Source organism: Luteimonas sp. KH_071, assembly GCF_057838005.1.
Genome location: NZ_CM174458.1, coordinates 524983 through 539088, shown reverse-complemented (window position 1 = coordinate 539088; position 14106 = coordinate 524983). Strand labels below are relative to the sequence as shown.

The window sequence follows — 14106 nt, the reverse complement described above, 5'->3', positions numbered from 1 at the left end:
CCGGCCGCGAATGCGGCCGGTGCGGGATCGAATCACTTGCCCAGTTGCTGCCACAGGAACGTCAGGTAGAGCGCGTCCATGTGCGCCTGCTGCCGGTTGTTCGCGGCGCCGCCGTGGCCGCCTTCGATGTTCTCGTAGTAGCGCACGTCCTTGCCGGCTTCGGACATCAACGCGTGCATCTTGCGGGCGTGGCCGGGGTGCACGCGGTCGTCGCGGGTCGAGGTGAGGATCAGCGTCGGCGGGTAGTCCTTCGCGGCATCGAACAGGTGATAGGGCGAGAAGGTGCGGATGAATTCCCACTCTTCCGGCTTGTCCGGATTGCCGTACTCGGCCATCCACGACGCGCCCGCCAGCAGCTTGTGATAACGCTGCATGTCGAGCAACGGCACCTGGATCACGACCGCGCCGAACAGCTCCGGATACTGCGTGAGCATGTTGCCGGTCAGCAGACCACCGTTGCTGCCGCCGCGGATACCCAGATGCGCCGGGGACGTGATCTTGCGCTCGATCATGTCCTGCGCGACCGCGGCGAAGTCCTCATAGGCCTTGTGGCGGTTGGCCTTGAGCGCCGCCTGGTGCCAGCGCGGGCCGTACTCGCCACCGCCGCGGATGTTGGCGACCGCGTACACGCCGCCCTTCTCCAGCCAGCCCTTGCCGACGCCGCCGGAGTAGCCGGGCGTCAGCGAGATCTCGAAGCCGCCGTAGCCGTAGAGCAGCGTCGGATTGCTGCCGTCGAGCTGCATGTCCTTCGGACGCACGAGGAAGTACGGCACGCGCGTGCCATCTTTGGAGGTGGCGAAGTGCTGCTCGACTTCATGCGTGCTGGCGTCGAAGAACGCCGGCATGGTCTTGAGCGTTTCCGGCGCGGCGGTGCCGCCCACCTCGGCCAGCATCAGCGTGCTCGGCGTCAGGTAGTCGGTGACCGTCATCCACACCGCGTCGGACTCGTCGCTGTCGACAGCGCTGACCGCGACGGTGCCGAGTTCCGGCACGCCGGCCAAGGCACTGCGCGCCCAGCCGTCCGCACCGGGCGTCAGCACGGTGAGCTTGTTCTTGACGTCCTCGAGCACGTTGATGACGAGGTGGTTCTTGGTCCATGTCGCACCGGCGAGCGATGTGGTCTCGCTCGGCTCGAACAGCACGTCGAACGCGCGCTCGCCGCCCATGAAGGCGTCGAAGTTCGTCGCCAGCAGCGATCCGGCCGGATACGTGCGACCGCCCACCTCCCAGGCCTCGCGCAGTTCCAGCATCAGCCAGTCGTGGTGGACGGACTTGTTCGCCGAATTCGGCGCGTCGATCCTGGTCAGCTGGCCATCGGCGCCGCGCAGGTAGAGCTCGTCGTTGTAGAAAGCCAGCGTGCGGCTGACGAAATCACGCTCGAAGCCCGGCGTGTCGTCGTGCATCGCGGCGATGTACATGTCGTCCGGCTGGCCTTCGTAGACCAGCGTGGCCTGGTCCATCGACTGGCCGCGCGCGAGCTGCTTGACGATGCGCGGGTAACCCGAAGACGTCAGCGAGCCGTCGCCGAAGTCGGTGTAGACATAGACGTTGTCCTGGTCGATCCAGCCCAGCGCGCCCTTGGCTTCCTCGCGGAAGAAACCGCCGTCGACCCAGGACTTCGATGCGACATCGAACTCGCGGGTGACATCGGCATCGGCGCCGCCACGCGACAGCGCGATCAGGCAGCGCGTATACGCCGGACGCAGGCAATTCGCGCCATGCCACACCCAGTTCTCGCCTTCGGCGGTGTTGAGTGCGTCGAGGTCGAGCACGGTCTCCCACTTCGGCTGCGGCTTGCGGTATTCCTCGAGCGTGGTGCGGCGCCAGATGCCGCGCTCGTGGTTCCGGTCGCGCCAGAAGTTGTAGTACCACTCGCCCTGCTTGTAGACGGCGGGAATCTTGTCGTCGGAGTCGTAGATGCCCAGCAGGTCGGATTCGAGCTGCTTGAACTCCGGCGTCGCGGCCAGTTCGGCTTCGGCTTGGGCGTTCTGCGCGCGGACCCAATCCAGCGCCTTCTCGTCGGTGACGGCTTCGAGCCACTGGTGGGGATCGGACACGGCGGCCTCCTGGGCAGATGCGGCGCCCATCGACAGGCCGGCGACGACGGCCGCGGCGAGGCAGAGCTTGGACAGTTGGGACATGACGACTCCGGTGGCGCATGGACAGACAGCCGCCAACGCTAGCACGCAGCCCGGTCGCGGGCCGCATGACCAAAGTCACGATGCGGCGGCTTCGGGCGCCGCCGCTGTCGGTCAGCGCAGCAGCGGCAACAGCCCGGCCGCAGCGAGGGCCGCACGCACCGAAATCCGCCCGCGACGACGTGGTGCCGGCTGGCGCCGGGCCTGGGCAAGGCCTGGCCGACGCCGCCGCAAGACCGCTGACGAGGCCAGCTTGCGGCGGCGCGGCAGGCGACGCAGGAACAGGGTGAGCCAGGCGACCGCCGGCATGCCGATCAGCCACAGCGGCGGCCAGCCGACCGCGGTGACACCGGTCCGCAGACCGGGAAACGACAGGAGCGCGACCGCGCCCAAGAACATCGCTGCGGTCAGCATCGCGCGCAGGGTGGCATCGGCGGAAACATCGGCATCGGGCGAGGCATGGGCGATACGGGACATCTCGGCAGCTCCTGGACGCGGTGATCGATGGCCCGGCTGGGCATGGCCGCAGTCTGTGCGGCGCGCATCTCATGGGCTGCGACCCTTGGGCTGTCCGAGGAAAAAATCAGAGCACCGACCTAAAGCCGGACCGCCGAGACCACTTGAAAGTCCAACCCTCACCCGACGCGCGATGCGCGTCGCCCCCGGATCGAGTCCGGGGCAGGCGCTCTCCCGGAGGGAAAGCTGCTCACCGTTTTTCGTTCGGCCGGACAGCCGCTCAGTACCCGGCTTCGTCCAGCGCGCGCGTCGCCTGGTGGCGACCGATATCGATCAGTTCCGCGGCCCGCCAGAACTCGTAGAACTGGCAGACATCGCGCGGGATGCGGATGACGAGTTCCGGCGGATCGAGCGCCAGCTGCACGCGCGAGATCTGTGCCTGCATGGTGTCGAGCGAACGCGACATCACCTCGACAAGACCGCGCGGCGCGGCGTCGGTATCGTCCTGCGCTTCACCCTGTCGCGCCGGGGAGCCCGGCGGCTGCGAGGGCCAGCCGTGCATGTCGACCGCGATCAGGCGCGACGCGTCCGACAGCCGCGTCGCGGCGATGGGCAACGGCGACAGCAGGCCGCCATCGACCAGCGGCCGTCCATTGACGACGTGCGGGGTGAACACGCCGGGGATCGCGAACGACGCGCGCAGCGCATCCCACAGTGGACCGTCCTGGATCCAGACTTCGCGCTGACGCTGCAGGTCGACCGCGACCGCGGTGAACTCGATCGGCAGCGTCTCGATCAACGGATCGCCGACCACCTCTCGCATCGTGTCCACAAGCCGCCTGCCGGCGAGCACGCCCGCGCGACGGAAGCCGGGATCGAGCAGACGGATGAAATCGCGCCGGGACATCGCACGGATCCGCGCATCGAACTCGCGCAGCCGCCCGGCGGCATAGATGCCACCGACCAAGGCGCCACTGGAGGCGCCCGAGACCGTGACGATCGGAAAGCCGCGCTCCTCCAGCACTTCGATGACGCCGATCTGCGCGAGGCCGCGCGCGCCGCCGGCGCCCAGCGCCAGTGCGACAGGCTCAGGCATCTTCATGCGATTTTCCCGGAACCTGTTCAAGGTCCGCTACGGGCGCCACCAGGTGGCGCGTGGTACGTGCGCATTGTGGACGCCACGCATGCCGCCCACCGTGCGGACCAGCGACGCACGCTGCCATTAACCGCTGCCGCGCGGCTGCTTCCGGGCATCGCACGCGCGCCAGCGGGCAAGCGCAGTCGGACATTGAACAGGTGCTCAGCCTTCGTACTTCTGCAGCGCCATCATCAGCAACGAACGTGCCTGTTCGCGCAGGGCGACCGGCTCGATCACTTCGGCATCGGCGCCGTAATGCAGCACGTCCATCAACAGCTCGCGGGCGCCGCTGTAGGGCACCTTCAATTCGAAACGGCCATCGGGCAGGAACCGTCCCTGCTGCTGGGAGTGCCAGTGTTCGTCGGCCACCCAACGCGCGGCCTTGGCACTGAAGAGGATCGTGGCGATGCCCTTGGGCGGACCGGAGAAGATGCCGTAGCTGCCGGCCAGATGCGTGTCGAGTTCGGCGTCCTCGATATCGCGCGCATCGGCGGCGAGGACCCGGGCGTTCGCGATGCGGTCGACCGAGAAGCTGCGCAGCGCGTCGCGCTCGTGGTCCCAGGCGTCGAGATACCAGTTGTCGCGGTAATGGGTGATGCGCTGCGGCGACACGGTGCGGCGGGTCTTCTCGTCGGTCGAACGCGCGCGGTATTCGAATGCGAGCTGCTTGCGCTGCAGCACCGCGGAGCAGACGTTGCGGAACGCGTGCTCGTCCATGCGCCGCCCGCGGTGCGGGATCACGCGCACGCGCTGCACCGGCCACTGCTTGCCGGCCGAGTGTTCGTCGAGCAGCTTCTCGATCCGCGACTGCAACGGCGCCAGCGCACTCGACAGCACGCCGCCGCTGCTGCGCGACATCAGCTGCTGCGCCGCGAGCAGGGCGTGCAGCTCTTCGGAGTTGAGCCACAACCCCGGCAATTCGAAGCGACCGCCCTCGTCGGTGTCGTAGCGGAAGCCCGCGTCGCCGTCGCCGACGATCGGCGCCATCAATGCGTCGCGGAGAAAGGCCAGATCGCGATAGACCGTTGCCCGCGAGCATTCGAGCTCGTCCTGCAGCTTGGCCACCGTCACCGGATAGCGCGAGGTCTTGAGGATGCGATGCAGCGAGAGAATGCGTTCGTATCGGTCCATGCGGCCGATTATGGCGCCAGTCTGCCGCGACGGCGTGACCGTCGACCGGATAACAGGTGGTTAACGCGTGCGGCGGCCGCGGCCGCCTAGACTCCCGCATCGGAGTGCGACCGGATCGACATGACGCAGGGAACGCGGAACAGGACCGTCGGCATCGCGCTGGGCGCGACAGTGCTGGTGCACGCAGGCATCGCCTGGTGGCTGATGGGCCTGCGGCATGCAGCGCCCGAGCGCGACGACACCGCGCTGGCGGTGACCTTCATCGAACGGCCGCCGCCCGCGATCCCGCCAGACTCGCTGCATCCGGCACCCGCACGCGCCACCACCGACACGCCGCCACCATCGTCTCGCGTGCGCACGCCGCGCAGCGCACTGCAGGCCGTGGACGTTGCGAGCCCACCGGACAAGGCGCAAGCCCCGCTGCCGACTGCCACGGCGCTGCTGGAACAGGCCGGAGACTGGGCGCGCCAGCAGGCGCCGGCCGCGGACTTCGCGCACGACCCGCTGCAACATCGGCCGCCACCAGCTGCGGACGGCCGCTTCGCGATGCGGGGCCCGATCACACCCGCAGACATCGCAAAGGGCATCGGTCAGCTGTTCGGCGGGCCCGTCTACAACCAGGATCCCTGCCCGCAGATCCGGCGCAACATCGGCAACCTCGGCACCGGCGGCGATGCGGAGCTGACCCGCGAGGAGATCCGTCGCCTGCAGCAGTTCTGCCTGTAAGGCTCAGCTGACGGCGCGCGCCTGCCGCACGCCGGCGGCCACGCGTTCTGCCTGCCCGCGCAGTTCGGGCATCGCGATGGTTTCCCACAGATCACCGATGCGCGTCGCGCCGAGCGTCCACAGCCCGGGCACCACATCACCGTTCGCGTCGAGGAGTTCGCCGTCGCCGTGCGTCGCGAGCCCCAGATCGAGTGGGCCGGGCGCGACCAGGCCGCGCGCATGCAATGCGGGCAGCAGCGGCCCCGGCGCACGTGCCAGCCGCTTCTCCATGCCGGTTGCGTTGACCACGACATCGACGATCGTCGACGTCGGCGCGCTGCCGCGCGGCGTCCAGTCGATGCCCACGCGACCATCGCGCGCCTCGATGCACGACACGCGCCCGGCCTGCAACGAAAAACGGTCCGACGCCTGCATGTCTTCGACGACCGCCGCAACGCCAGGCGCGATGCGATGGCGGTGGATGTCCCACTGCCGCACGGCGTGGCGCAGGAAGCGGCGACGCTCGGTCTCGGGCCAGGCCTGCCACAGCGCGCGCACGTGCGGACGCAGACGCTCCAGCGCGTCCTGCCAGGGGCGACCCTGCGCAACCGCCTCCCTCGCCCATTGCCGCAACAGGCGCATGCGGGCGCGCACGCCGAGCGGCATCAGCGCATCCACGCCGCCGGGCTGCGGCACGGTGCCCGGCGCATGCGCCAGCGGCATCAGGCCGTTGCGCGAGATCGCCAACACGCGTCCGCGATGTCCGTTCGCCTGCAGGGTCAGCAGCACGTCGACCATGCTCAGCCCCGCACCGACGATGGCCACATCGGCGTCGGTCGCGATCGCCGCGACTGCGTCGTAATCCCAGGCCTCGACCGTGCCCGCGACCTGCGCGCCCCCGGGCAACGCTGCCGGCTGGTTGCCGATCGCCAGGACCACGGCGCTCGCGCGCAGTTGCGCGCCGGACGCACACGTCGCGATAAAACCTGTGCCATCACGCTCCAGATCCACGACGGCCTCCGACCGCAGGGCCAGCGACGCACGCGCCGGATGCGCATCGAGCCGCGCCTGGAGATAGCGACCGTAGACACGCCGCGGCGCGAACTGCGCGGCCAGCGCTGCGTCGTCGATGCCGACGGATTCGGGCTGGGTGCGCAGCCAGGCGACAAAATCGTCAGGCGCCGCATCGAAGGCGCTCATGCGCGCGGCGTTGACGTTGAGCACATGCTCGACGCGCGGCGTCGAATACGCGACCCCGCGCGCCGGCGCCGGCCGCGGCTCGGCCAGCGCCACGTGCAGGCCATCGTGATCCAGCAGATGCAGCGCCACCAGGGCGCCGCTCGCGCCGCCGCCGATCACCAGCACGTCGACATCGTCCAGGGCCGGGGCCGGGGCGGCTGCGTCTGCGGTCATCGGGGGTCCTGCGCCATCGGGGACGCGCAGTATCCCATCCGCTTCCGTACCATGGCGCGCCACGGCGATGGCGCGCCGCCTCACCCGCTGCGAGCGCCCGCGGTGGCACTCTTGCCGGACTGCCGCAGACGGCAGCGGGACCGCACGATGAAGAAGGAGACAGCGTGGATCTGTGGTTGACGCTGGCGGTGATGGCCGGTGCGGTGTTCCTGTTCGTGACCGAGAAGCTGCGCGTCGACGTGGTCGCGTTGCTGGTTGCGGTGTCGCTGCTGGTGCTGGGCGTGGTCACGCTGCCCGAGGCGCTGTCGGGCTTCAGCAACCAGGCGACGGTGATGGTCGCGGCGATGTTCGTGCTCAGCGGCGCGCTGCAGCGCAACGGCGCGCTGGTCGCGCTCGGCGATCTGCTGGCACGCATCCGCTGGAAGTGGCTGTTCCTGCTGGTGATGATGAGTCTGGTCGCGGGCGTGGCCGCGTTCGTCAACAACACCGCGACCGTCGCGGTGTTCCTGCCGCTGGTGCTGGCCGCCACGACCGCCAACCGCTGGGCGCCTTCGAAGTTCCTGATCCCGCTGTCCTACATCTCGCAGGCTGCTGGCGTGTGCACCTTGATCGGCACCTCGACCAACCTGCTGGTCGACTCGATGGCCCGCGAAGCCGACGCCGTTGGCTTCACGCTGTTCGAATTCGCCCCGCTCGGCGTCGTGTTCGTCGGCATCTGCATGGTCTACCTGATGACGGTCGGGCGCCTGCTGCTGCCGGATCGCGGCGTGCCGGGCAGCGCCACTGCCGACCACATCGGCCGCTATGTCGCCGAGTTGCTGGTGGCCGAGGGCGCCGCGGTGATCGGTCGCCAACGCAGCGAGGTGCTGCCCGACGGCAGCAACGATGTGACCGTGCTCGAGATCCTGCGCAATGGCGCGGCGGTGCGTGGAGACGATGTGCGGGTCGAGGCCGGCGATCGCCTGCTGCTGCGTGGCCTGTGGCAGGACATCGACGCGACGCGCAAGTCCATGAAGCTCAAGTTCGACCACGTGGCGCGCGATCTCGACGGCGATCTCAATGCCGAGCGCCTGCACGTCGAAGCCATGGTCGCGCCGGGTTCGCACCTGATCGGCCACACGCTGGCCGGCATGCGCTTCGGCCATACCTACCGGGCCCGCGTGCATGGCCTGCACCGCCGTCAGCTCGGCATCCGCCAGCCGCTCGACCAGGTGCCGCTGCATGTCGGCGACGTGCTGCTGCTGGATGCGCCGGTGAAGGCGATCGCCGATCTGCGCATCGACCGCGGCCTGATCGTGCTGGGCTCGCGCGCGCAGCGGAAAGTCGATACGACCAAGGCGACCCTGTCTGCGATCGTCATGGCCGCGGCGATCGCGGCCGCTGCGCTCGGCTGGATGTCGATCGTGGCCTCCGCCCTGCTCGGCTGCGTCGCCCTCGTGGTGCTGCGCCTGCTGGATCCGGACGAAGCCTACGAGGCCATCGACTGGCGCGTGATCCTGCTGCTGGCCGGCATCATTCCGCTCGGCATCGCGCTGCAGAAAACCGGCGGCGCGGTGCTGGCGGCCGACCAGTTGATCAATCTGGTCGGGCATTACGGCCCCACGGCCACGCTGGCGGCGATCTACCTGATGACCTCGACGTTGACCGAGTTCATGAGCAACAACGCCTCGGCCGTGCTGCTGGTGCCGATCGCCATCGCCACCGCCGATTCGCTGGGTGTGGATCCCAAGCCCTTCCTGATCGCGGTCGCGTTTGCCGCATCGACCAGTTTCGCCACGCCGATCAGCTATCAGACCAACACGATGGTCTACACCGCCGGCAACTACCGTTTCAGCGATTTCGTGAAGATCGGCCTGCCGCTCAACCTCATCTTCCTGGTCACCGCCACGCTGCTCATTCCGCGCTTCTTCCCGTTCTGACTGTGCAGCGCCCGGGCCGCGTGGCACGCTGCGCGGCGACCACCCGACCGGACTGCAGGATGCGCCAGATGCTGAGGATCGCCGCGATGCCGCTGACTGGCGCCGGCCTGGGCCTGCTGATGTGGAGCGGCATGACGACCGCGCTGCTGCAGATGCGGCCCGATGCTCCTTCGACGCTGCACCAGCTGCAGCTGCTCGGCCTGCTGGCGGGTTGGATCCTCGTAGCGGGCGGGACACTGGCGCGGCGATTCGCGCGCCCCGCTGTTCCGAGCACCTCCCATGCAGCGCGCGCGCTGCTGCTGGCAACGCTGGCAAGCGCTGCCCTGCTGTGGGCGCTGCTGGCCGTCGGCTCGTCGGAGGCGCCCGGCCCACTGCTCGTGGGCCTGGGCCTGCTGTCGCTGCTGGCCGCCTTCGGCACCGTTGCCGCGACTGCGCATGGATTCGCGGGCCCTGCGGCGCCCGCACCCTGGCAGCAACCGCTGGTGCTGCCGGTGCAGCTGCTGTTCGCAATGAGCACCGGCCTCGCCCTGCTCTATTTGCTGATGGACCGGCTGTTCGTATCCGGCAACGACGGTCGCACGATGCTGGCGACACTGACCGGACTCGGCGCCTGCCTGGCCCTGTGCAAAGGCCTCTACTGGCGCGCCTTGGACCAGTTGCCGGCGTTCGGCATCGCGCCGTCGCCGCTTCGGCGCGCGCGCATCGCGGTCATGGGCCTCGCCGCCGGCGCGCCGCTGCTGTGCTGGCTGATGGCGCTGGGCGGTGGCCTGCCGCCACTCGTGCCGCTGCTGCTGGCAGCCGCCGCCCTGCTTGGCGCCGCCGCCCTGGAACACCGATTGTTCCTCGACGAAGGCACCGGGCTGCAGCGCGATGCCGGTCACGATTCCTGAAGCCAGCCTCGACGGCGATCCGCGGAAAGTGCCAACTCCGGCGAAGGCTTCGGCATAATCAAGCTGTAACCGCTTACATGAATAGCTGAAATGCTTGCTGGCTGGTGGCTGGCCGTCGCGGGCCTGCCGATCTATACACAACCGCTCCCTGCCGCACCGGAGCTGCCCGCCGTCGTCGCCGTGGCGGCGCGGCAGGTGCCATTGCGCCGTCCCTGCTATCGGCTGTCATGCCGCGACGCGGAGTGGACGGCGGGCGCCGCGCGCCAGCGGATCTGGTCGCCGAAGGCACCCGGCGTGCGTCCGCGGACCGTCGCCCAGCCGCTGGTCAAGCTGCCGGACCGGCGTCTGGCGCCACTGCACTCGCCATTCTCGAGCCGGGAGTTCGTGCGCTCGGGCGGCAACCACGTGAAGTGGGATACCCGGTACGGCCTCGAGGCGATCCGCAGCCCGGAGACCTCGTTGCGTCTGGAATTCGGCACTGGCGTGCGGATCGAGCCCTACACCGACTTCGGTACCGCGGCGATGGGTCCGATCGCGACCGGCCAGGTGCGGCTGTCGCAGGAACTGGGCAGTCGCGCCTCCTTCACCCAGGAGGTGCAGGTGGAGACCGGGCGCGAGAACACCTTCCTGCGGCAGACGCTCGCGTTCGACTACGAACTGTTCCCGGAATGGACGCTGCGCTCGGATTTCGAGCTCCGCCACGACACCTTGGGTAACGGCGGCCGCGGCAGCACGGACACCGAAGGCTCGGTCAAACTCCGACGCACGTTCTGACCTCGCAGCGCTGCCGTGGGTTCGGGGAGCGCGCAGCGAAACCCGTCGCCCGGATCGCTGGATCTGCTAGCCCGGCAAAAAAGCCCCGGCGCCAGCTTCCAGCAACAGTGACGCGACCCGCGCGCCGAGCGCATCGCCCTCTGCATGCGTCGACTCGCCACCCGCGCGCACCGCGCGGCCGTCCTGCGCCGACCCGACCAGGCCTTCGAGTCGCAGCCGCTCGCCGTCGAGCCAGGCATACGCCGCGACCGGCACGTGGCAACTGCCGTGCAGCGCCCGGTTCATCGCGCGCTCGGCCTCGACGCAGCGCCGCGTCGGCGCATCGTCGAGCGTGGCCAGCAGGGTGTGCAGCTGCGGGGCATCGTCGCGGCATTCGATCGCGATCGCCCCTTGCGCCGGCGCCGGCAACCAGTCGGGTGCGTCGAGCCGCGCGCGGATGCGCGTCTCGAGGCCCAGCCGCTGCAGACCTGCGCAGGCCAGCACGATCGCGTCGTAGTCCCCGGCGTCGAGTTTGGCCAGCCGCGTGTTGACGTTGCCCCGCAGGTCCACGAGCTGGAGATCCGGCCGCCGCGCGCGCAGCTGTGCCTGGCGACGCAACGAAGACGTCCCGACGCGCGCGCCGATCGGCAACGCGTCGATGCCATCGAACGCATTGCTGACGAAGCCATCGGCATGATCGGCGCGCGGCAGGATCGCCGGCAGGGCGAATCCGGGCTCGAGCGCCATCGGCACGTCCTTGAGCGAATGCACCGCGCAGTCGGCCTCGCCGGCCTGCATCGCGATCTCGAGCTCCTTGAGGAACAGACCCTTGCCGCCGATCGCGGCCAGCGAACGGTCCAGCACCTCGTCGCCGCGCGTGCTCAGCGGTACGAGTTCGACGTCCAGGCCGGGGTGGCGCGCGCGCAGGGCGGCGGCCACGTGCTCGCTCTGCCACAAGGCGAGCGGACTTTTGCGTGTAGCGATGCGCAGGCGATCCATCCGGGCATTATCGGCGATCGTCGCCACGCCCGCTTGCCGCAGGATCAGAGCTGGCGCACGGTGTCGCGCAACTGCGATACGCAGCGGCGGCTGACTTCCAGTGGCCGGTCACCGTGACGCAGCACCGCATGCACGTGACCTTCGAGATCGCGTCGCAGTTCGACCAGCTCGTGCCGGGCGACCAGACAGTTGCGATGGATGCGCACGAAGCGGTCGCCGAACTCGTCCTCGAGCGATTTGAGCGATTCCTCGACCAGGTCCTCGCCACGCGCGTGATGCACGACGACGTACTTTTCCTCGGCCTGCAGATAGCGGATGTCTTCGACCGGGATCAACCGCAGGCTGCCACGCAGTCGCGCACACAGATGCGTGCGGCGCTTGTCGCCGGCGCCGTCGGTGCCGGCGCCGACTTCACGGCCGGCGGTGAAGGTGCGCGCGCGTTCGACCGCCGCCTGCAGCCGCTCGGGGCGCACCGGCTTGACGAGATAGTCGACGGCGGCAGCCTCGAAGGCCTTCAGTGCGTGCGCGTCGTATGCGGTGCAGAACACGATGGCGGGGCGCGGTTCGAACGCGCTCAGATGGCGCGCGACTTCCAGACCGTCGATGCCGGGCATCGCGATGTCCAGCAGCACGAGCGCCGGATCATGCGCGGCGCAGGCTTCCAGCGCGCTGCGGCCGTCGCCGACCTCGGCGACGATTTCGATGCCCGGCACCTGCGCCAGCAGTACCCGCAAGCGCTCGCGCGCGAGCGGTTCGTCGTCGGCGATCACCACCTTCATGGCGTGCGTCCTCCCGGGACCGACGCGGTGCCGTCCATCGGCACCGGCACCTGGATGGTGCACGCATAGCGTCCGTCGTTCCACCCGTAGCGCATGCGTGCCCGTGGCCCGAATGCGAAGCCCAGCCGCTGCGCGATGCTGCGCTGGGCGTGACCCGCGCCCTGCGCGGGCGCATCGTCCGGCGGCAGCGACGGATTGGCGACTTCGATTTCGAGCACGCCGGCCTCCATCGTCAGATACACGTCGATGGTGCCGCCCTCGGGCAACCGCGAGATGCCGTGCAGCACCGCGTTCTCGAGCACCGGCTGCAGCACGAGACGCGGCATCGCCAGCTGCCACGGCAGGTCGCCCTGCCTGTGCCAGTCCACGCGGAGCCGGTCGCCGAGACGCAGCTGCTCGATCGAGAGGTAACGCTCGGCCAGCGACACTTCTTCGGACAGCGTCGACGTGCCCTCGCCCGCGCCAAGCGCGGCGCGGAACAGATCCGACAGGTCGAGTACCGCGCGTTCGGCCACCACCGGATCCCGGCGCAACAGCGTGGCGATCATGTTCATGCTGTTGAACAGGAAATGCGGACGGATCCGCGCCTGCAACGCGTCCGCTTCTGCACGCGCGTGCGCCGCCACCTGGCCCTGCCAGCGATCGATGACGTAGAAGTAGCGCAACGCGATACCCGTGAGCAGGCCGACGACGGCAGCGCTGCCGCCGACGAAGCGGCCGAAGCCCGGCAATTCCGCCGCGCCGACACTGGCGAACAGACCGTGCACGATGGCCGAGGCGACCAGCGCGACCGCCATCGCCAGTGCGACCGCGAGCACCGCGCCGACGCGCACCGGAAACCGCGATAACGGCTTCCTGCACGCGCATACCAGCACCGAGACCGACAGGGCGAGCCACAACGCATAACCGCTCGCAGAGACGAATGCCGACAGATTCCAGAGGGCCGCGGGATTCGGCACCAGCAGCACGATCAGCACCGTGAGCTGGGCGAGGCCCAACATCGTCAACAGGCGCCGCAGCCGGCACAGGTCCGGCAACCAGAGGCCGTCGACTGCCGGCGCCGTCACGCTCAGCCTGCCGCGAACCGCGCGTCGAACCAGTCGCCGAGCGCGACGACCTCTTCGGCACAGACCGAATGGGGCATCGGGTATTGATGCCAGGCGACGTCGAAGCCGGCCTCCCGCAGCCAGTGGGCGCTCTGTTCACCGGCGCGCAATGGGACCACGGGGTCCTGCGTGCCGTGCGCCATGAACACCGGTTGGCAGGTCGCGCCGTCGACCAGTGCAGCGGCGGCATTGCGCACCGCGGGCAGATAGGTGGACAAGGCGACCAGTCCGGCCAGCGGCACGCCGCGCCGCAAGCCTGTGGCCAGCGTCACCGCGCCGCCTTGCGAGAAGCCCGCGAGAATCACACGCGATGCTGGGACCCCGCGCGCGGCTTCGCGTTCGATCAATGCATCGATCTGCGCCACCGATTCGAGCACGCCGGTTTCATCCGCGCGGTTGGCGAGATCGAAATCGACGATGTCGTACCAGGCGCGCATGCGCACGCCGTTGTTGATCGTCACCGCGCGCACCGGTGCATTCGGAAACACGAAGCGGATCGCCGGCCAGTGCGTGCGCAGAAGCTCCGGCACCAGCGGGACGAAGTCGTTGGCATCGGCGCCAAGGCCGTGCAGCCAGATCACGCTCCAGGATGGCGTGGGACCGGTCTCGCGTTCGATGGCGTCGAGCAGTGCGGGTGTCTTGAAGTCCATGCGCAATCGGGAAACGGTGGGAAGCGCCA

Annotated in this window: 13 protein-coding genes; 4 read left to right on the top strand and 9 right to left on the bottom strand. The window is 69.3% G+C overall.

Annotated elements, in window-relative coordinates; all coding sequences use genetic code 11:
• Nucleotides 1–32: 32 nt before the first annotated feature.
• From AC3IRM_RS02485 to AC3IRM_RS02470, 4 genes are all read right to left on the bottom strand, one after another.
• Nucleotides 33–2141 carry a prolyl oligopeptidase family serine peptidase gene (locus AC3IRM_RS02485; protein WP_489204712.1) on the bottom strand — a complete coding sequence of 703 codons (2109 nt, stop codon included), beginning with the start codon at nucleotides 2139–2141 and terminating at the stop codon, nucleotides 33–35.
• A 111-nt stretch (nucleotides 2142–2252) separates the two neighbouring features.
• Nucleotides 2253–2615 carry a hypothetical protein gene (locus AC3IRM_RS02480; protein ID WP_489204711.1) on the bottom strand — a complete coding sequence of 121 codons (363 nt, stop codon included), beginning with the start codon at nucleotides 2613–2615 and terminating at the stop codon, nucleotides 2253–2255.
• Between the two features lie 259 nt (nucleotides 2616–2874).
• Nucleotides 2875–3696 (bottom strand): patatin-like phospholipase family protein, encoded by an 822-nt coding sequence (locus AC3IRM_RS02475; protein WP_489204710.1) that lies wholly within the window; start codon nucleotides 3694–3696, stop codon nucleotides 2875–2877.
• Between the two features lie 198 nt (nucleotides 3697–3894).
• The gene (locus tag AC3IRM_RS02470) at nucleotides 3895–4863 is read right to left on the bottom strand and encodes a helix-turn-helix transcriptional regulator (RefSeq protein ID WP_489204709.1); all 969 of its coding nucleotides are present in this window, start codon (nucleotides 4861–4863) and stop codon (nucleotides 3895–3897) included.
• A 120-nt stretch (nucleotides 4864–4983) separates the two neighbouring features.
• On the opposite strand from AC3IRM_RS02470, the gene AC3IRM_RS02465 reads away from it, so the two are divergent.
• Entirely contained in the window at nucleotides 4984–5589 is a 606-nt protein-coding gene (locus AC3IRM_RS02465) for a hypothetical protein (protein WP_489204708.1), read from the top strand.
• Nucleotides 5590–5592: 3 nt separating this feature from the next.
• On the opposite strand, the gene AC3IRM_RS02460 is transcribed toward AC3IRM_RS02465, so the two are convergent.
• Nucleotides 5593–6981: an FAD/NAD(P)-binding protein gene (locus tag AC3IRM_RS02460; protein ID WP_489204707.1), complete on the bottom strand. Its 1389-nt coding sequence runs from the start codon at nucleotides 6979–6981 to the stop codon at nucleotides 5593–5595.
• Nucleotides 6982–7145: 164 nt separating this feature from the next.
• On the opposite strand from AC3IRM_RS02460, the gene AC3IRM_RS02455 reads away from it, so the two are divergent.
• From AC3IRM_RS02455 to AC3IRM_RS02445, 3 genes are all read left to right on the top strand, one after another.
• Nucleotides 7146–8900 (top strand): SLC13 family permease, encoded by a 1755-nt coding sequence (locus AC3IRM_RS02455; RefSeq protein ID WP_489204706.1) that lies wholly within the window; start codon nucleotides 7146–7148, stop codon nucleotides 8898–8900.
• Between the two features lie 68 nt (nucleotides 8901–8968).
• Nucleotides 8969–9790, top strand: a complete 822-nt coding sequence (locus tag AC3IRM_RS02450) for a hypothetical protein (RefSeq protein ID WP_489204705.1) — start codon at nucleotides 8969–8971, stop codon at nucleotides 9788–9790.
• Between the two features lie 90 nt (nucleotides 9791–9880).
• Entirely contained in the window at nucleotides 9881–10564 is a 684-nt protein-coding gene (locus tag AC3IRM_RS02445) for a DUF481 domain-containing protein (protein ID WP_489204704.1), read from the top strand.
• Nucleotides 10565–10630: 66 nt separating this feature from the next.
• Here AC3IRM_RS02445 and hemC read toward each other — a convergent pair whose 3' ends face one another.
• Genes hemC through AC3IRM_RS02425 form a run of 4 tightly spaced genes read right to left on the bottom strand, consistent with a single transcriptional unit; the run spans nucleotide 10631 to nucleotide 14077 of the window.
• A complete protein-coding gene (gene hemC / locus AC3IRM_RS02440) occupies nucleotides 10631–11542 on the bottom strand; it encodes a hydroxymethylbilane synthase (RefSeq protein ID WP_489204703.1) in 912 nt (303 codons plus the stop codon).
• A 44-nt stretch (nucleotides 11543–11586) separates the two neighbouring features.
• Complete coding sequence (locus AC3IRM_RS02435) at nucleotides 11587–12321, bottom strand: LytR/AlgR family response regulator transcription factor (protein ID WP_489204702.1); 735 nt, start codon at nucleotides 12319–12321, stop codon at nucleotides 11587–11589.
• Nucleotides 12318–13388 carry a sensor histidine kinase gene (locus tag AC3IRM_RS02430; RefSeq protein WP_489204701.1) on the bottom strand — a complete coding sequence of 357 codons (1071 nt, stop codon included), beginning with the start codon at nucleotides 13386–13388 and terminating at the stop codon, nucleotides 12318–12320. Before AC3IRM_RS02430 ends, AC3IRM_RS02435 begins: the two co-directional genes overlap by 4 nt.
• 2 nt (nucleotides 13389–13390) lie before the next feature.
• A complete protein-coding gene (locus tag AC3IRM_RS02425; RefSeq protein ID WP_489204700.1) occupies nucleotides 13391–14077 on the bottom strand; it encodes an alpha/beta hydrolase in 687 nt (228 codons plus the stop codon).
• Between the last annotated feature and the right edge of the window lie 29 nt (nucleotides 14078–14106).

Bases quoted from the DNA above. Each gene is read 5' to 3' on its own strand.
- AC3IRM_RS02425 (WP_489204700.1), bottom strand. From the start codon at position 14,077: ATGGACTTCAAGACACCCGCACTGCTCGACGCCATCGAACGCGAGACC.
- AC3IRM_RS02460 (WP_489204707.1), bottom strand. From the start codon at position 6,981: ATGACCGCAGACGCAGCCGCCCCGGCCCCGGCCCTGGACGATGTCGAC.
- AC3IRM_RS02480 (WP_489204711.1), bottom strand. From the start codon at position 2,615: ATGTCCCGTATCGCCCATGCCTCGCCCGATGCCGATGTTTCCGCCGAT.
- AC3IRM_RS02475 (WP_489204710.1), bottom strand. From the start codon at position 3,696: ATGAAGATGCCTGAGCCTGTCGCACTGGCGCTGGGCGCCGGCGGCGCG.
- AC3IRM_RS02435 (WP_489204702.1), bottom strand. From the start codon at position 12,321: ATGAAGGTGGTGATCGCCGACGACGAACCGCTCGCGCGCGAGCGCTTG.
- AC3IRM_RS02445 (WP_489204704.1), top strand. From the start codon at position 9,881: ATGCTTGCTGGCTGGTGGCTGGCCGTCGCGGGCCTGCCGATCTATACA.
- AC3IRM_RS02470 (WP_489204709.1), bottom strand. From the start codon at position 4,863: ATGGACCGATACGAACGCATTCTCTCGCTGCATCGCATCCTCAAGACC.
- AC3IRM_RS02465 (WP_489204708.1), top strand. From the start codon at position 4,984: ATGACGCAGGGAACGCGGAACAGGACCGTCGGCATCGCGCTGGGCGCG.
- AC3IRM_RS02485 (WP_489204712.1), bottom strand. From the start codon at position 2,141: ATGTCCCAACTGTCCAAGCTCTGCCTCGCCGCGGCCGTCGTCGCCGGC.
- hemC (WP_489204703.1), bottom strand. From the start codon at position 11,542: ATGGATCGCCTGCGCATCGCTACACGCAAAAGTCCGCTCGCCTTGTGG.
- AC3IRM_RS02450 (WP_489204705.1), top strand. From the start codon at position 8,969: ATGCTGAGGATCGCCGCGATGCCGCTGACTGGCGCCGGCCTGGGCCTG.